17 protein-coding genes are annotated in these 16,974 nt (G+C 49.5%); 9 read left to right on the forward strand and 8 right to left on the reverse strand.

Features of this window, described 5'->3' with window-relative positions:
* The first annotated feature begins 2 nt into the window (after positions 1–2).
* From mobP3 to C1I38_RS03005, 6 genes are all read left to right on the forward strand, one after another.
* Entirely contained in the window at positions 3–2,906 is a 2,904-nt protein-coding gene (gene mobP3 / locus C1I38_RS02980; protein ID WP_119776839.1) for a MobP3 family relaxase, read from the forward strand.
* Between the two features lie 126 nt (positions 2,907–3,032).
* Entirely contained in the window at positions 3,033–4,670 is a 1,638-nt protein-coding gene (locus C1I38_RS02985) for a spore germination protein (protein WP_119776840.1), read from the forward strand.
* Positions 4,663–5,841 (forward strand): Ger(x)C family spore germination protein, encoded by a 1,179-nt coding sequence (locus C1I38_RS02990; protein WP_158582067.1) that lies wholly within the window; start codon positions 4,663–4,665, stop codon positions 5,839–5,841. The genes C1I38_RS02985 and C1I38_RS02990 overlap by 8 nt, the downstream gene beginning before the upstream one ends.
* The gene (locus C1I38_RS02995; RefSeq protein WP_119776844.1) at positions 5,838–6,959 is read left to right on the forward strand and encodes an endospore germination permease; all 1,122 of its coding nucleotides are present in this window, start codon (positions 5,838–5,840) and stop codon (positions 6,957–6,959) included. Before C1I38_RS02990 ends, C1I38_RS02995 begins: the two co-directional genes overlap by 4 nt.
* A 3-nt stretch (positions 6,960–6,962) precedes the next feature.
* Entirely contained in the window at positions 6,963–7,172 is a 210-nt protein-coding gene (locus C1I38_RS03000; protein ID WP_119776845.1) for a hypothetical protein, read from the forward strand.
* A 12-nt stretch (positions 7,173–7,184) separates the two neighbouring features.
* A complete protein-coding gene (locus C1I38_RS03005) occupies positions 7,185–8,672 on the forward strand; it encodes a DUF3991 domain-containing protein (RefSeq protein ID WP_243109280.1) in 1,488 nt (495 codons plus the stop codon).
* A 43-nt stretch (positions 8,673–8,715) separates the two neighbouring features.
* Here C1I38_RS03005 and C1I38_RS03010 read toward each other — a convergent pair whose 3' ends face one another.
* Positions 8,716–9,693, reverse strand: a complete 978-nt coding sequence (locus tag C1I38_RS03010) for a GGDEF domain-containing protein (protein WP_119776847.1) — start codon at positions 9,691–9,693, stop codon at positions 8,716–8,718.
* Positions 9,694–9,746: 53 nt separating this feature from the next.
* Positions 9,747–10,136, reverse strand: coding sequence for a response regulator (locus C1I38_RS03015; protein ID WP_199698307.1), 390 nt, complete (start codon positions 10,134–10,136; stop codon positions 9,747–9,749).
* Positions 10,137–10,358: 222 nt separating this feature from the next.
* Between C1I38_RS03015 and C1I38_RS03020 the strand changes: the two genes are divergently transcribed.
* The 3 genes from C1I38_RS03020 (at position 10,359) to C1I38_RS03030 (ending at position 12,922) form a co-directional block, all read left to right on the forward strand.
* Positions 10,359–10,694, forward strand: a complete 336-nt coding sequence (locus tag C1I38_RS03020; RefSeq protein WP_119776848.1) for a helix-turn-helix transcriptional regulator — start codon at positions 10,359–10,361, stop codon at positions 10,692–10,694.
* Positions 10,695–10,837: 143 nt separating this feature from the next.
* A complete protein-coding gene (locus C1I38_RS03025) occupies positions 10,838–12,649 on the forward strand; it encodes a VirD4-like conjugal transfer protein, CD1115 family (RefSeq protein WP_243103760.1) in 1,812 nt (603 codons plus the stop codon).
* Between the two features lie 12 nt (positions 12,650–12,661).
* The gene (locus C1I38_RS03030; RefSeq protein WP_119776850.1) at positions 12,662–12,922 is read left to right on the forward strand and encodes a helix-turn-helix domain-containing protein; all 261 of its coding nucleotides are present in this window, start codon (positions 12,662–12,664) and stop codon (positions 12,920–12,922) included.
* 141 nt (positions 12,923–13,063) lie between these two features.
* Here C1I38_RS03030 and C1I38_RS03035 read toward each other — a convergent pair whose 3' ends face one another.
* The 6 genes from C1I38_RS03035 to C1I38_RS03060 all read right to left on the reverse strand — a co-directional run bounded on the left by C1I38_RS03035 (position 13,064) and on the right by C1I38_RS03060 (position 16,945).
* On the reverse strand, positions 13,064–13,774 hold the full coding sequence (locus C1I38_RS03035; RefSeq protein WP_119776852.1) for a response regulator transcription factor: 711 nt from the start codon (positions 13,772–13,774) through the stop codon (positions 13,064–13,066).
* An 84-nt stretch (positions 13,775–13,858) separates the two neighbouring features.
* Positions 13,859–14,557 carry a GTP pyrophosphokinase family protein gene (locus C1I38_RS03040; RefSeq protein ID WP_158582068.1) on the reverse strand — a complete coding sequence of 233 codons (699 nt, stop codon included), beginning with the start codon at positions 14,555–14,557 and terminating at the stop codon, positions 13,859–13,861.
* On the reverse strand, positions 14,544–15,410 hold the full coding sequence (locus C1I38_RS03045) for a DegV family protein (protein ID WP_119776855.1): 867 nt from the start codon (positions 15,408–15,410) through the stop codon (positions 14,544–14,546). Before C1I38_RS03045 ends, C1I38_RS03040 begins: the two co-directional genes overlap by 14 nt.
* Before the next feature lie 5 nt (positions 15,411–15,415).
* Entirely contained in the window at positions 15,416–15,667 is a 252-nt protein-coding gene (locus C1I38_RS03050) for a helix-turn-helix domain-containing protein (RefSeq protein WP_119776856.1), read from the reverse strand.
* A 37-nt stretch (positions 15,668–15,704) separates the two neighbouring features.
* Entirely contained in the window at positions 15,705–16,475 is a 771-nt protein-coding gene (locus C1I38_RS03055; RefSeq protein ID WP_119776858.1) for a putative ABC transporter permease, read from the reverse strand.
* Positions 16,476–16,576: 101 nt separating this feature from the next.
* Positions 16,577–16,945: a phosphohydrolase gene (locus C1I38_RS03060; protein WP_243109281.1), complete on the reverse strand. Its 369-nt coding sequence runs from the start codon at positions 16,943–16,945 to the stop codon at positions 16,577–16,579.
* Between the last annotated feature and the right edge of the window lie 29 nt (positions 16,946–16,974).

The raw sequence follows: 16,974 nt of genomic DNA on the forward strand, positions 1-16,974 counted from the left end.
CCATGCCACGACTCATACTGAAGTGTCCCTACCTCAAGGGAGGCAAGGCGGCGGCGCATCTTTCCTATCTCGTCAAGTACATCGCAACCCGCGAGGGTGTGGAGCGGATACCTGACAGCCGCCGCCTGCTTCCCGCCACCCCCAAACAAAGGGATTTGCTGGAACAGATCGTCCGTGATTTTCCGGATACCAAGTCCCTCTTCGAGTACGAGGATTATCTCGCCGCGCCAACCGTAGAAAACGCTTCGGACTTCATCGGCATTGCGCTGGAACTCAACTTTGAACAGCTTGCCAAGCGGGAAAACTATGTGGACTATATCGCAAACCGTCCCCGCGTTCAGAAGCTCGGCACACATGGACTGTTCTGGGCCGGCGACGATCCGCTTGTCCTCTCAAATATCGCTGACGAGGTAGCGCAGCACGCCGGCAATGTGTGGACACCGATCATCTCCCTGCGACGCGAGGATGGCGCGCGGATCGGTTTTGATAATGCCGAAAACTGGCGGGATCTGCTCATGGCAAAGTCGGCCGAGATCGCAGACAGCCTGAAAATTTCTCCAGACCACTTCCGATGGTACGCTGCTTTTCATAACGAGTCGCACCATCCGCACATCCACATGATCTGTTATTCCATCGACCCGCGGGAGGGATTTCTCACCCGGCAGGGCATCGCTCAGATGAAGTCTGGTCTGGCGCGACAGATATTCAGGCAGGATCTAAACACCGTCTACGCCGAGCAGACCAAACGTCGTGACGCGCTCGGCATGGAAGCGCGCGAAGTCATGGAGCGCCTCGTCCGCCAGATGCAAAACGGTATCCTGTACAACGAGAAGATCGAGCAGCTCACGGCGTACCTCGCCGACCGTCTGCAATATCACTCAGGAAAAAAGCAGTACGGCTATCTTAAAGCCCCGCTTAAATCCGTGGTGGATGAGATCGTGGACGAGCTGGCAAAGGACAGCCGCGTCGCAGAAGCCTACCGGCTGTGGTATGAGATGCGAAACGAAGTGCTTAACACCTACCGTGACGAACTGCCTGAGATGCTTCCGCTCTCAAAGCAAAAGGAATTCAAATCGATCCGCAACATGGTTATCAAGGAAGCTCTGCTCATCAGCGACAGAACCATGACCTTTGAGGAACCGGCATCCGTGGACACGGTATTGCCGGAGCCGGAGTCCGAGGACGATACGCCGCCCGATAACCCTCTGCCGGAAGATGAAACCTCCGAGCCGGAGTACGACTCCAGAGAACAGACTCGGAGGCAAGGCTCCTCTCGAGGCCGTGGTTCTTCCGCTTCCTGGTGGACAGAGGACTACAAGCTGGCGAAAAAATATCTGTTTGGGGATGAGGATGCCGGAATCCCGCGGGATTTTTCTGAAGCCCGCGCACTGTTTCTGTCGGAGGCGGAAAACGACAACCCCCTCGCCATGTACGACCTCGGCCGTATGAGCGCGGACGGCCTCGGCCGCGAGGCCGACGCGGAGGAAGCCCAGCGATGGTATGCGGAAGCCCTTGCCGGGTTCCACGCGGCGCAGGAAAAAAGGCCGTGGAAATATACCGAATATCGCATCGGTAAGATGTACGCCGCGGGGCTTGGCACGGAGCAGGATTATTTGCATGCGGCAGACTGGCTCACCCTGTCGGCCGACGAGGGATACAAATACGCCGAATACTCTCTTGGCGGCCTGTACTATCATGGCAAGGGAGTGGAGCAGGATCAGGGTTATGCGTTCAGGCTCTATGCGCGCGCGGCAGCACAAGACTTTCCGTATGCCAGCTTTGAGCTGGGCAAGATGCTGCGGGACGGTATCGGCTGCGTCAAAAACAGCGCGGAGTCGGAAAGACATTTCCGAGATGCCTTTCACGGTTTTGTTTCCTTAGAGGAACAGAGCCACGATGATAAGATCCAGTACCGGCTCGGCTGGATGCTCCTAAACGGCGTAGGCACGGAGAAGAATGTCACGCTGGCGAAAGAAATGCTGGAGAAATCGGCCGGCGTCGGAAACCCCTTTGCCTGTTACCAGCTTGCCAAGCTCATCCTCACCGAACCAAACCCCACCCCGGATGAAGTGGAAAAGGCCCTTGCCTTTCTCAAGCAGGCGGTGGAAGCCGAAAATCCCTACGCCGCATATTTTCTCGGCAAGCTCTGCCAGGAGGGGCGGCATGTCCCCCAAAACATCGCAGAGGCCGCGCGGTTCTTCCGGTTATCCGCGGAACAAGGCAATGAGTATGCGGCATACCGGCTCGGCAAGCTCTACCTGGGCGGCGAGGGTGTTCTCAAGGATGTGAGCGAGGCTCTTCATTGGCTGAACTTTGCCGCGGACAAGAAGAATCAGTTTGCCGAATACGCCCTCGGCGTCCTCTACCTCAAAGGCGAGGATATCCCGAAGGACACAGCCACGGGAGTGGAATACCTGAAGCGGTCTGCCTCTCGGGGCAACCAATTCGCACAGTACCGGCTCGGCAAGATTTATCTCGCCGGCGAAGACGCGCCAAAAGATGTGGAAGCGGCGCTGCGGTATCTGCATGACGCCGCGGAACAAGGAAACCAGTACGCGCAATATACCCTTGGCAAGCTGTATCTCATGGGCAGGGATGTGTCGAGGAACATGGAGTCCGCCGTGCGCTGGCTGACACTCTCGGCGGCACAGGGGAATCAGTATGCGCAGTTTTTCCTTGACAATCTTGACCGGTTTCGCAACCCTTCTGTGTTTCTCGCCGCCACCCGTATGCTTCACCACATGAGCCGGATCTTTGCCGACAACACGCCGGCCGGGAAACGCGGCGCAGGGATACAGCTCGACCGCAAGCTCCTGCGAAAACTCAAAACCAAGAAGATCGCCCAGGGGCATAAGGCGGACGATCATGAGCAGGAGCAGACACCGGGCATGACAATGACAATGTAAGACTGGAGGTGTTCAGAAAAGTGTAGTACATTCCTTGCACCTGCGACAGATTCTTAAAATGAGGTATATTCGAGGAACAATTGGCAATAATAATAGAAAAATAATCCAAGAAAGGATTTGGCCTTATTGTTTCTGGGATTTATCATTCGCAAATTGCGTTTTTTAAATAACCGCAGGCATTCTGTACGCGATGATTCCGCTGAAAATCATAATAGCACGCCGAAACAAGAACCCAAAATACAAAAACAGCTCTCTAATAACCTGGACTGCCTGAAAGAAATACTCAGCGGCAGCAGCGATTTAAAAGTACATCCATTCCGATTCGGGCCAGACGGAAAATTCACAGGCACATTAGCATTTATTGACGGTCTGGTGGATAACCCCACTTTGACCAATGCAATCCTACGTCCAATAATGAACTGGCGGCCTAACGGCAAAACGCTCCCGGACGCACAGGAGCTGGCTGATGTACTTGCTCAGGTGGTATTGTGTGCCGGCGACGTCAAGGAAGCTTCGTTGTTGTCGGAACTCGCCTCGGGATGCCTTGCAGGAGATACGGCGGTTCTTCTGGATGGCTGTGCAGTCGGACTTGTCATCAGTACAAAGGGCTGGGACAAGCGTAGCGTTACCGAGCCCCAATCCGAGACAGTGGTACGCGGCCCGCGCGAGGGATTTACCGAAAATCTACGCACAAACACGGCACTGATCCGGCGCAAGATTAAGAGTGGGCAACTTTGTGTAGCCAATATGACCGTTGGGCGGAAAACCCGGACCGATATATGCCTGATGTACCTAAGCGGTGTGGCAGACCCCAAAGTGGTGGAAACAGTAAAACATCGTATAGACCATCTGGATGTAGACTCAATCCTGGAATCAGGCTACATCGAGGAATACATTGAAGACGCACCCTTTTCTCCGTTTGCCACTGTTGGGTACAGTGAAAAGCCCGACGTGGTGGCAGGCCGATTACTTGAAGGCCGTATTGCCGTCGTAGTAGACGGCACACCGTTTGTTCTGACGGTCCCGATGTTGTTTATTGAAAGCTTCCAGACAACCGAGGATTATTATACGCGTCCGCTGTACGCCAGCATGATGCGGATAACACGTTTCTTTGGCTATTTTATCACGGTATTCGCGCCAGCCATATACATCGCACTGACTGCCTTTCATCAGGAGCTGATCCCCACGACACTGCTTTTTACCATCGCTAATGCACGTGAAGGAACCCCCTTTCCGGTTTTTTTAGAAGTATTTATTATGTTATTTGCCTTTGAAATTCTGCGTGAGGCTGGAATCCGGCTGCCGCGCCCGGTCGGACAGGCAATCAGCATTGTAGGGGCTTTGATTATGGGAGATGCGGCCGTATCGGCCGGCCTGGTCGGCGCACCTATGGTGATCCTCGTGGCAATCACGGCGGTAGCCAGCTTTCTGGTACCCAATCAGAACGATTCGGCATCCTTGCTGCGGGTAATCATGATGGTGTTGGCCGCATTTGTGGGCTTTTACGGTGTGTCAATGGGGTTTCTGGCTGTACTGCTCCATCTCGGATCACTGACATCATTCGGCGTACCTTATTTTGATGGCTTCGCCTGGACGAGCAATCTACAGGACTCGGTGGTGCGGATGCCGCTTTGGTCCATGGTCAGACGGCCAAGGGATATCGCGCGCGGCGACGTAACACGTCGCCGTTTCTTTATTCCGCCCCTTAGGCCTTACGCACATCAGGATGAGGACGATTCGGGAGGTGGAGAGGGGCATGAATAAACAACGGTTAAAGCTGGTTGCCGCTGTTATGCTGCTCTCGGTGCTTATTCTACTTTTATCAGGCTGTTGGGATAACCATGAACTGGATAAACTTTTTATCGTCACAGGCATCGCACTGGACAAAGCAAACGATCCCGAGCAGTTGGATATTTCCTTGCAAATCGGCAAGCCCAAGTCAAATGTCTCAAATTCAGATAAATCGAATTCTCAGCAAGATTCCACCATTCAGTTAAAAACCACCGCTTATACAATGATGGAAGGGCTGATGGAATTTAACCGGGACAGCAGCCGCACCTTGCTCCTGCAGCACAATCAGGTGCTGTTGCTGGGATCGGCGCTGGCCGAACAGGGCATCAAGGACCACATTGACCTGTTCCTGCGCGATCAGGAGGCGCGTATGGAGGTTCTTATGATGATTGCCGATGGTCGTGCCGAGGATGTGCTTTCCGCAAAGCTGGATCAGGAAAAAATCTCCGGTATATTCCTGGCGCGCGAAATGCAGGACCTATACGCTGTATCGCCGTATTATAGAATTCGTATGCTGGATTTTGCATCCCGGCTGCGGGACGGAACGACCTCACCCGTAGCGCCTATTGTCGCAGTAGTGGATGAGGACAATAAACAGAAAATAAAGATTGACGGCTTTGCAGTGTTCAGAGACGGGAAAATGATCGGGCGCTTAAACAACGACGAAGTAATGGGCTATATATGGGCAATGGGAGACGTTAAGCAGTGCGGGGTCGTGGCAGACTGCGACTTGGGCAGAGCGGTGTTTCAAATCATCAATCTGGATACAAAGAGAGACGTAACTCTTCTGCCGGACGGTGGCGTCCGGGTCACGCTGACTGTGGACGCTACGCTCAATATCGATGAACTGCGCGGTTTCAATGGAATGACGTCCAAGGATCTAATGCCCTATCTCGTTGACCTGGCGCAAAGTGAAATCCGGCGGAAAATCACTGACACATTTGAGACCACACAGACATTGAACGCGGATATCTATGGGATCGGAACGTCGGTACACCGTGAATATCCAAAAGAATGGAAAGAATTAAAAAACCGTTGGAACGAACTCTTTCCGGATATCGAACTGGACGTTCAGGTTAAGGTGCATATACCAGCAACGGGTCAAATCGTAAAATCTCTGGAAATGGAGGGAAGCAAGTCGTGAGGATTGATAAAGGATTGATTTCGGGCACTCAATTCATGTTTTCGGTGGCTTGCTTCATTCAAGCCTCAGCGCTGTTGACCACCTTTATTTCAGCCGTTACGCTTCAGGATTCGTGGCTTGTGCTATTGTTCGGCGCTGCGCTCTGCCTGCCTCTTATATGGTTGTACCGGACTCTGATGGTTATGTTCCCGGAACAGAATCTACTGCAGATTCTGTCTGAGGTGTACGGTCCGGTTATAGGTAAAATCATCGGGATAGCCTATATATGGTTTTTTTTCACGCTGGCTTCGCTCAACCTGACGGATCTCGGAAATTTCACAAAGCTGACTATCTTGCCGGAGACTCCAAACGTGGTGTTGATTCTCATATGCGTACTGGTCTCCGCCTTTGCGGTTCGTAATGGCATTAAACTGGTTACAAAATATAGCACTCTGTTTGCGGTTATTACGTTTATTTTATTTGGCATCGGTGCCACACTCATGTTTAACCAAATTAAGCTTGAGAATTTCCTGCCAATGTTCGACCAGCCGGTCGGGAAATATGTTCAAGGCATTCATATTATCGCCACAATACCGATCGGAGAACTGGTAACGTTTTTGATGATCCATCCCTACGTAAAACTATCGCGCCGCGATACCACGAAGTATCTGTTCTTGGGGTTTGGACTCGGCGGAATTACAATTCTGGTCGTATTGCTGCTGAATATCGGGGTGTTAGGGAACTTGCTGGACATGTTCACGCTCCCAACCCTGGTAATGCTGCGTCTGGTCAATCTGGGAATGGCATTGAGCCGTATGGAAATTATATTTGCTGTCATTCTCGTTATGCTGCTGTTTTTCAAGGTTACCTTTCTGTATTATGTATCGGTGCTCGCAACTGCGCAGCTTTTCAAAGCGAAGGCATATCCGCAGCTCGCATTGGCGGCAGGCGCACTGATAATTGCCTACGGACTCACACTGTACCCCTCTCTGGTAGAACATGCCGCGTCCGCTCAAGAAATAACCCCCTTTCTTTGGACTCCGTTTGAGATTCTGATTCCACTTTTAACCTTTTGTATTGCCAAACTGCGAAAGCTGCCCAAGACATCTAAAGAAATGGCCAAGGAGCAGGAGGTTTAGTGCATGGTATTGATATTGACAGGCTTTACCCTGATTGCATTAATAGATCTGATACCCTTAATACGGCAGCACGCTAAAAGTGGTATCGCTGCATTTAGCATAGTATTTATAACAGCACTGACGCTGGCGATTCTCCAGATAAACAAGGTAGAGGTACCAAGCGTACTGATTCTGCTGGGTGATGCATTGAAGGCTTTGGGGATAAGCTACTAAGACGATATAAGAGTGGAGGTGTTCAGAATCACACAGTACATTCATTTCACCGACGATCAGAAACTCCGCGCCAACTCTGTCGATCTGGCCGAGTTCCTTCGGCGGCAAGGCGAGAAGCTCATACCGTCCGGCAGGGATAAACGCCTTGATTCGGATCACAGCATCACCGTGCGGGATAACCAATGGTACGATCACGCCACCGGCGAGGGCGGCCTCGCCATCGATTTCGTCCAGCGTTTTTATGACCTCTCGTTTCCTGAAGCCGTCACGCGGCTTCTTGGCGGAGAGCGCGGCGAAGTGTACGCACCGGCAAGAGAAAAGCCGGAGGCAGTGCAAAAGCCATTTGTGCTGCCTCCGGCTCATTCGGATATGCGGAAAGTATATGCTTATCTGCTGCAGAAGCGGCTTATCGACCGCGAGGTGCTTTCAGCCTTCGCGCACGACAAGTTAATTTATGAAAGCTGCGAGCTCTCGAAGGATGGTAAGAAAGAATACCACAACGCCGTGTTCGTCGGATTTGACGAACACGGCGTTGCCCGTCATGCCCACAAACGAGGGCTCTATACCGAGGGCAAAAGCTATCGCGGCAATGTGGAAGGCTGCGATCCAGCATACAGCTTCCACTATGTGGGTGCCAGCGACCGGCTCTATGTGTTTGAGGCGCCGATAGACCTGCTGTCTTTTATCTCGCTCTATCCCGCTGACTGGCGTGAAAGCAGTTATGTTGCCTTATGCGGTACGCCGGAACACGCCATGCTGAAGATGCTGGAGCTGCATCCGAAGCTGCGGAGCATCGCGCTATGCCTTGACCATGACGAAGCGGGCATCGAAGCCACGGGAAGGCTCTCCGATATTCTGCGGAACAAGGGCTATGTGAACGCCTCCGTCCTCCGGCCGCAAAACAAGGACTGGAACGAGGATCTCAAAGCAAAGCATGGCCTTTCTCCCCAGCCCGCGGAGGAACATCCGCAGCTCACGGCCTGTGCCGATATTTGTAAAAGGCTCACCGTGCTGTCGGGCGAAGCGAAACCGGAGCATCCGGAACGGCAGTTCTCCGGGCTGCTGACTCAATACAGAAGCCATCTTCATTGGGGACGCTTTGAAAAAGCCGCCGACTGCATGGAGCAGATGGCGGTGCTTTCTTTATCCTTTGTAGTACGGGAGTATCGGCAGATGGGGGACATCACCTCAACTGATCATATGTGCGCCGTCCTGCAAAGCCGCTTCAAACCGTATCAAAATCGGAGCAAGCTCATAAACCGCACGGACGAGCTTGCCATGAAGCTCCAGAGCGTTCTGGCGCGGGGGTCTGCGGAGGGCATCCGCAGCCGTGAACAGAAAGAAGCTCTCGCGGAGGCGTATCTGGATGTTGCCCTCGACTGCGCCAAAGTGTTGGTGCGCCTCGAAGCGGACACGCAAAAGCAGGAACAGAAGCAGACCGGTATGGTCATGCAGGGGAAACATGAGGCAGGTCAAATCGCCGGGATGGAGATGCAATAAGAAGGTTAAAGATATGAATGCACCTGCCTTGAGGCAGGTGCATTCATGAACCTTTAGCAAACAGCGTTTTTCCCATGCTGCTCACGGCTCTGCCTCTTCCGTCATTCTTTGCCTGATACATCAGACGATCGACATCGTCGATGAGCTTGGAGCATGAGGACAAAGCATAACTCACATTGTCAACATAAAGGATGCCCGAGCTGAACGTGATCGGCATGTCCAGGGCCTCGGAATAATAGCTCTCAAGCGCCTCATGAATTCGTTTCAGTATTTGTGTTGCCTGCCGCTCATCCGTTTCATTAAAAACAAAGACGAATTCTTCACCACCGAAACGGCCTAAAAGATCGCTTTTGCGGATATATCTTCTCGAAATATCCGCAAAAACTTTCAATATTTCATCCCCGGTTATGTGGCCGTATCGGCTGTTTATTTCCTTAAAACTATCAAAATCAATCAAGGCGATGGTGAATCGGTAGCACCCCCCGTTTGATTCCAGCAGATTCTGCACAGCTTCCATCAAACTGAATTTATTCATCGTTTTTGTAGGCAAGTCAAGCAAGAGCCTTTTCCTCAACTGTATTTCCCGCTGCTTTAATTCGGTGACATCCGCGAAAGAGAGCGCAAAGAATCGTCTGTTGCAATATGTAATTGGATTTCCGTTTAACTGGAACCATTTTTTTCGATAATGATTATTCCAATGAAAACAGTATTGGCTCACATAGTTTTCAATCGGGATATTGTTTCGCCGGATTTCCTCCATCGCATTTAAGATACCGCAGTTAAAGCAGTTTTTGCCTTTGCCGCAGCCGGAACTATTATTCCGGAGTTCCCTGCAAAAAAAGGCGCGGCCGAACGGCAGTCCTATAATGTCATATGGCTTTGATCTGAAATACTCAAACATTCGGTTGTTTGCAAATACAATATTCAGGTGTTCATCCACTAAAATCTGCCCTGCAAACGAATAAAAAAAAACATCCTGAAAAAGAGATTCATTTTCTTTGAAAACGAATTCGCTGCTCATCGGTTTTCCTGCCACTCGATCACCCGATATCCTTTCTTAACAGAAATCTGCTTTCATCCATTTTCGCTTGCGCATGCTGAAACGAAGTCCAATATTTTATAGACATCCTCCTTTTGCGCCGGCTTACGCAATATTTTCAAGGGAGCAGCTGACATAAATGCATATTGCGTATCAGACGCTGTAACAAACACAATATGGCAATCCCGATCGTATTGCCTGACATGCAGGGCGATATCAACTCCGGTCAGTTTTTTCATGCGGTTATCCAAAAAGAAAACATCAAAGTATTTCTTGTCCCGGTCGAATGTTTCAAGAAGCTCTTCGCCACTGCCAAATTCGCACAGATTAAATTTTATGTTCTTTTCCGCTTCGTAAGTATGTATCATTTCAGCCAGGACCTCGCGCAATATAGGCATGTCGTCGCATATGGCAATGTTAATCAATAGATTCGTCCTCCAGGTTAACAGCTTTGATTTTATCTATGCAAGAAGCACACATAACTTTATTCTCAAAAAGGTGCATGTCGTCTTTTGAATCACAGAAAATACGGCTCTTGCCCTGTTTATCAGCAAAGTATTCTCTGTGCATCCATTATAGTATTCTTTGCGCTGATTTTCAAGTCATTCTGTATTCTTTAAGATAACTATAAGGGAGGCTGAAAGAATATGATATTAGACGGAAAAGAACTTGGGGCGGCAATCAAGGCTGCCCGTATAGACAACAAACTAACGCAGGAGAAACTGGCGGAGATGATAAACGTGGCTTCTGTTCACATCAAGCAGGTCGAAGCCGGGAGCAGAAAGCCGTCCGTTGACCTTCTTTTTAAGATCGCCATAACATTGAATATGTCAGTGGATACGGTATTCTTCCCGGAAAGGCTGGACGGCCAGGAATTGCTACAAAAAATCATACGAAAACTGAATATCTGCTCTTTGCATCAACTGCATGTAGTTTATACCACAGTCAACGCTATGACGGAAAACCCTGAAAATTTAGTCTGAAGCATTATTGTTAGGCAAATAGATCGATCTCAAATGGCTGCAATCGGCAGTTTATAATTTAATATCACATCAATATAAAAAAGTGGGAACCTGCCGGTTCTCACTTTTTTAATGTCAATTTGAAAAAAGAAGGAGGCAATCATATGCAGGGATCACAAATAATTACCCTTATTTCTGCAGGTGTAATCATGTTCGTCGTACTCGGCGGGCTCTCCCTTTTGGCACATTACTATACCCTTAACGGAATCAAATCAAAAACGGTCGGCGATGGCCAGCACGGTACCGCCCGATTTGCTTCAAAGGGGGAAATCAAAAAGACCTATAAGCATATCCCGTTCGAGCCGGAGGCGTGGCGCAAGGGCAAGAATCGTCCGGAAGCCCAGGGCATCATCCTCGGCAGCACCGGCCGAAAGAACGAGGTCACGGCGTTGGTGGACACCGACGACGTCCATACGCTCATGATCGGCGCGTCCGGTGTTGGCAAGACGGCGTTCTTCTTATATCCGAACCTCGAATATGCCTGCGCGACGAAAATGAGCTTTCTCTGCACCGATACCAAGGGGGATCTTTATCGCAACTATGGCGGCATCGCCCGTGACTACTACGGATACAATATCGCAGTGATTGATCTCCGCAACCCCACAAGGAGCGACGGCAATAATATGCTACATCTTGTCAACCGTTATATGGATATCTACCGCAAGGATGAAAATAACCTTGCGGCAAAGGCAAAGGCAGAGAAATACGCCAAAATAATCAGTAAGACGATCATCAATTCCTCCGGCAACAGTGCGGCGTTCGGTCAGAACGCCTTTTTTTATGACGCTGCCGAGGGGTTGCTGACCTCCGTGATCCTGCTCCTTGCCGAATATCTGCCGCCCACCGAGGACGATCCGCGAGAGCGCCGCCACATCATCAGCGTGTTCAAGATGGTGCAGGATCTCCTGGCCCCGAGCCGGATCAAAGGCAAGAATCAGTTCCAGCTTCTGATGGATAAGCTCCCGCCCGATCACAAGGCGCGCTGGTTCGCCGGCGCCGCGCTCAACTCCGCGGAGCAGGCGATGGCGTCGGTCATGTCCACCGTGCTCTCCCGCCTCAATGCTTTCATCGACAGCGAGATGGAGCAGATACTCTGCTTTGACTCGGCGGTCGACGCGGAGCGGTTCTGCAACGAAAAGACCGCCGTCTTCATTGTGCTGCCCGAAGAAGATCTGACCAAGTATTTCATGGTCAGCCTCATGATCCAGCAGTTTTACAGAGAAATCCTCTCGGTGGCCGACGAGCAGGGCGGCAAGCTCAAAAACCGTGTGGTGTTTTACTGCGACGAGCTGGGCACGATCCCGCCCATTGAGTCGCTGGAGCTTATTTTCAGCGCCTCCCGCTCTCGCCGCCTCATGATGGTACCGATCATCCAGAGCTTTAGTCAGCTTCAAAAGAACTATGGTAAAGAAGGCTCGGAGATCATCATTGATAACTGCCAGGATACCATCTTCGGAGGTTTCGCGCCTCAAAGCCAGACCGCAGAGGTGTTATCCAAAGCCCTCGGCAGCCGCACAGTCATGAGCGGCAGCATCAGCCGGGGCAAAAACGATCCGAGCCAATCCCTCCAGATGATGGAGCGGCCGCTGCTTACACCGGACGAACTCAAGAGCATGCCAAAAGGCTGGTTTGTGGTCATGAAGACCGGTACACATCCCATGCAGACCCGTCTACGGCTTTTCCTCGATTGGGGTATCACCTTCGGGGAGCCGTACTCTGTCCCTGAAAAAGCACAACGCAAGGTGGCCTACGCTGACAAAACAGAGCTGGAACAGAGCATCATCCGCCGCCACATCGCCTGCGTATGCGAAGAAGAAGCGGAGCCGCCCGAGGATGCGGTTAAAGGCGGTATATCCCATACCCCGGCGCCGGAGGCTGATGGTGGTGCCTCCCAGCGTCGCCAAATTCGGACATAGGAGGCTGATTATATGAGTTATTTTGATACTATCTATACCGAGGAACTTCCTCACAGGGCAAAAGCCATATATATGTATCTCAAGGACAGGTCGAACCGTACCGGCGAGTGCTGGCCGGGGATCAATACGATTGCCGCCGACCTCGGCTTGTCCCGCAGCACGGTCAAACGTGCGATTCGTGATTTAACACAGCGCGGCTTCTTGAAAAAGGAGCCGCGCTACCGTGAGAACGGAAGCAACAGCTCCAATCTTTATCTGGTTAAAAAAATGTGATAGCGCGGACGAGCGAAAAAATATACCCTTCCGCCAAGGGGATAGTGCAACTTTTTGCTGACCCGACCTGCGGTTCATGATGACCCTACTTGAAGGCCCCACCCTAACAAAGAGCTATATCATCAGAGAAAGAACAAGAAATTAGTTTATCCTTCCAACACGGGGATTGAAGCGATATCCAACCCCCCAGACAGTTTCAAAATATGACGCTTCATCTATTGCGCCCAACTTTTTACGAAGGCCTTGAATATGAAAACGGACAGTATCATCAGGGTTAAAAACCGATTCGGAATCCCATATTTGGTCATATATCTGTACCCTTGTCAGCACTTGGAGGGGATGTCGCGCAAACAAATATAGTATGTCAAATTCTTTTTTTGTCAGTTCCAGCCGCTGCCCCTTGAGTACAACAATGCGGTATTGGGGATCAATAAGGAGCTCTAACCCAAACACTAAGGTATATATATTATCAGCATCATTACGAAGCTCTATGTATCGCCTAATGAGAGCTTCTGCACGTGCAACGCACTCCTCTACTTCAAATGGCTTAGAGAGAACATCATCGGCTCCGCTTTTTAATGCTCTTACTTTATCTGCAGTACTGGCGTTCGCGGAAAGGATCAATATGGGAACCGGTTTTGAATGTCGCATTATTTTTAACATGGTTAAATCAGCTGTTTCTAAAAGTAGAAAATCCATGATGACAAGACAGTATTGATGTTTCATAAAGTTGTCCAATCCATTCTGGTAGGAGAGTTCATAATGAACATCAGTTAATTCATTTTCAAGATTGTTTTTAATAAGGCGACAAATTTTTAGGTCATCATCAATGATTAAAATACTTTTCCTCATGGGAAGACCTCCTTTCCAACAACTGTATTTTGCTATCACTCGACGAGTTTAACAAAATCTCTATTCAATCATCTACACATCTTTTCATAATGGAATCAACTTTGGCGGAGAAGAAACCATATCGTGCAGCTTTTGCATCCGCACATCCGTTTGTGCAATCACATCCGCATTGTCTTTTAATTCTTTTACGATTGCGTCTGTCTTTTTGTCACCCATCTTATAAACCATTTCATGCTCCAGCGTCGCCCAATAATCCATAGCGATGGTTCGGATTTGGATCTCGGCCTTTACACGCTCGGTCGTATTCGATAAAAATATAGGAACGGTCACAACGAGGTGCAGACTGCGGTAGCCATTTGGCTTGGGGTTTTGAATATAATCGGAGCGGCGGATAAGCTCAATATCGCTCTGAGCGGTCAGCAGGTTGGCGATCAGGTAGATATCATCAATATAGGAGCAGACAACACGAATGCCGGCGATGTCGTCCAGATGCTCCTTTGCCGATTCAACGCTGATTTCGTGGTCTTTCCTGAGCAGCTTATCCATAATACTTTTGGGTGTTTTGACCCTTGTTTTAATCTGCTGGATCGGATTCCGATCCATAGTGACTTTAAGCGCATCATTCAAGTTTTCAAGCCGGGTGGCAATTTCACGGGCGACCGACAAATATGTGTTTTCCACGGCCAGGAAAGAACGAATGGCCTGTGCAATCTCATTGGGGATCAAATCCCCTGTAATTCCATCAAACAGATATCTGGTTTTTGAAACATCAATATGCGGCATGGCTTTCCTTTCTGCTCCTGCGTTTAAATAGAATGCCGAGCGTATTGGGTCCGCAATGGTTCGCAACCGTGCATCCCGTTCGGGTTTCAATGACCTCGTCAAATTGGGCATATTGACAAATAACCTCTCTTATTTTTGCAACGGTCTGCGCGGAACACATGGGATGTGTGATAAACACCCTGCTATAGTCGATGTCTTGTTTGATATACAGCCTGTCTTTTACATAGTGTTCAAGACAGCGTTCAAAATTTCCCCTGTATTTTTTCCCGACTTTCATTTTTCCGTCAACGACTTCAATGCATGGCTTTATCTGAAGCAATCTTGCTCCGATGGCTTCAAGCCCTGAACAGCGCCCACCCTTATGCAAATAATCCAGACGGTCAATCACAAAGCTTGCGTCCACTTTAGGAATCGTTGCCTCCAGCCTGCTGCAAATCTCCTCCGGCTCCAGACCATCCTTTGCCATTGATGCGGCGTCATAAACGATATGCCCGCTTCCGCTGGAGAGGTTGCGCGAGTCAACCACATGAACATTCTTAAAACTCTGTGCCGCCTGAACCGCACTCTGATAACAGGAGGAAAAATCCGAGCCGATGCAGATATGAATGACCGCCTCGTTTTTCGGTGAAAACTCTGCAAAGAAATGCTCATATTCATAAACATTCACGGCTGCGGTCTTGCATGTTTTTCCTTCCTCGTCCACATATCTGAATATGTCCGCAGGCGTGATGTCCACGCCGTCCCGAAATGCTTTGTCATCCACAAGAATGCAAAGTGGCATCAACGTAATGCCCCTATCGATTAAAATCTCGGGAGAGAGGTCACAGGTGCTGTCCGCGGTTATTTTAATCATGTTCGTTACACCTCTTTTGATCGGTTTTTTTCGCTTACCTCAACTTTCTCTTCATCAGGTATATATTCCAATATGTCTCCGGGCTGACAATTCAAAGTTTTACAAATTCTATCCAAAGAAGAAAAACGAATCAGTTTGGCCCTATTTGATTTCAGGGTTGAAAGATTATATTTTGTAACGCCGGCCTTTTCCGCAAACACAGAAAAGGGAATATTTTTTTGCGATAATAGGCTTTCGAGCTTTACAGCAATGGGCATGGCAACCGCTCTCCTTTAAATAATCCACCAGGCAGGATCAATCCTTTTTATCCGTAGTCAACACTATGCTTCTCAGTTTTTGCCACGCATCGTTATACCTTAAAGACTTCAATTTCGGAAAGGCGCGGACAAGCCTGGTGTCCTGGAATCTGCCTACATTGATCAGCTTTTTGATTCGCTCGTTATAAAACTCGCTCTCTTCAAACTTGTCAAACAGAGCGTTTTTCAAGTCTCCCGCGCGTTTTGTGTATTGATCTATGAAACGATCAAGGGCAGACTGGATTTCCGCCAGCCTGCCGTTGAGATGAAGCAAGTGCCGCACCGTGATATATAAATCAAGCATGACGACAAGAAAAATGATAACGGCGGCAGAAACCAGCGTCCAATCGGGCAACTGATTTGTAAGACCGCCGACAAAGGGATGAATATACTTTATCAGCAGCACCGACAGGATGCCGAAAACCACCGCCCCCAGCAGGCTGACCCGGCCCTGAAAGTTGACGCGATGGTTGGAATAATCCCACCATTTCGCATGAAACAGCGTTTCAAGCAACACGGCTGTAATATATTCGACCGTACAGGTTAAAATCATGCCGGCAAAAAACAGAATAATGACATTGTCCGTTCTCTGATCCAAAACAAATATGGAAGCCAAAGCCCCAAAACCATATACCGGACAGATCGGGCCATTCAAAAATCCTCGATTCACAAGTCTGCGTTCATCTATGGAACAAATGGCGGATTCATAAGCCCATCCCAAAAAGCTATAGGTAATCAGCCACAAAAAATACTGTGATAAAAAAATCAAACAACGCCACCTCAATAATTTATTTCATTGGGTCTATTTACTTTTGAACTTGTCTCCATAAAAAAACAAATGGAATGTTTCTACAACACAGCAGCATTTGTCTACCATGCAGACACCAATGTTTCCTTATATTTTGGAAGTCTGACTGCCAACGGCCACCTGTGCGTTTGAATAATGTCCCGCTCGACTATATTGAGCCAAAAATAGCTCTCCGCATTTTCAAGCACCGCTTTGGAATACGAAAGTCCGTGCAATCCATGGTCGTAAGGGAAAAAATCATGCAGCAGCGCGCCTCTGATGACGCTTCTGCAATTGAAGCCCTTTCCCAACCGGCTGCAAAGCAGGTAACTGTAATATGCGACCGCCACACTGTGTCTGAAGCAGGTTGTATTACCATGCCGCTTATAGCGGTCAAGCTGCAAAACCTGTTCGCAATTGAGAATATCTTTTATGCACTCATTAAAATACATACGCTGCTCCTGCGATAAGGTCACAAAAT

The organism is Dehalobacter sp. 12DCB1, assembly GCF_004343605.1.
In the GTDB taxonomy this organism is placed as follows: domain Bacteria; phylum Bacillota; class Desulfitobacteriia; order Desulfitobacteriales; family Syntrophobotulaceae; genus Dehalobacter.

Excerpts from the sequence above, each read along its gene's own strand:
- C1I38_RS02990 (WP_158582067.1), top strand. The coding sequence starts at position 4,663 with ATGAATAAACAACGGTTAAAGCTGGTTGCCGCTGTTATGCTGCTCTCG.
- C1I38_RS03030 (WP_119776850.1), top strand. The coding sequence starts at position 12,662 with ATGAGTTATTTTGATACTATCTATACCGAGGAACTTCCTCACAGGGCA.
- C1I38_RS03040 (WP_158582068.1), bottom strand. The coding sequence starts at position 14,557 with ATGCCGCATATTGATGTTTCAAAAACCAGATATCTGTTTGATGGAATT.
- C1I38_RS03050 (WP_119776856.1), bottom strand. The coding sequence starts at position 15,667 with ATGCCCATTGCTGTAAAGCTCGAAAGCCTATTATCGCAAAAAAATATT.
- C1I38_RS03045 (WP_119776855.1), bottom strand. The coding sequence starts at position 15,410 with ATGATTAAAATAACCGCGGACAGCACCTGTGACCTCTCTCCCGAGATT.
- C1I38_RS03035 (WP_119776852.1), bottom strand. The coding sequence starts at position 13,774 with ATGAGGAAAAGTATTTTAATCATTGATGATGACCTAAAAATTTGTCGC.
- C1I38_RS03000 (WP_119776845.1), top strand. The coding sequence starts at position 6,963 with ATGGTATTGATATTGACAGGCTTTACCCTGATTGCATTAATAGATCTG.
- C1I38_RS03060 (WP_243109281.1), bottom strand. The coding sequence starts at position 16,945 with ATGTATTTTAATGAGTGCATAAAAGATATTCTCAATTGCGAACAGGTT.
- mobP3 (WP_119776839.1), top strand. The coding sequence starts at position 3 with ATGCCACGACTCATACTGAAGTGTCCCTACCTCAAGGGAGGCAAGGCG.
- C1I38_RS03025 (WP_243103760.1), top strand. The coding sequence starts at position 10,838 with ATGCAGGGATCACAAATAATTACCCTTATTTCTGCAGGTGTAATCATG.
- C1I38_RS03010 (WP_119776847.1), bottom strand. The coding sequence starts at position 9,693 with ATGAGCAGCGAATTCGTTTTCAAAGAAAATGAATCTCTTTTTCAGGAT.
- C1I38_RS03020 (WP_119776848.1), top strand. The coding sequence starts at position 10,359 with ATGATATTAGACGGAAAAGAACTTGGGGCGGCAATCAAGGCTGCCCGT.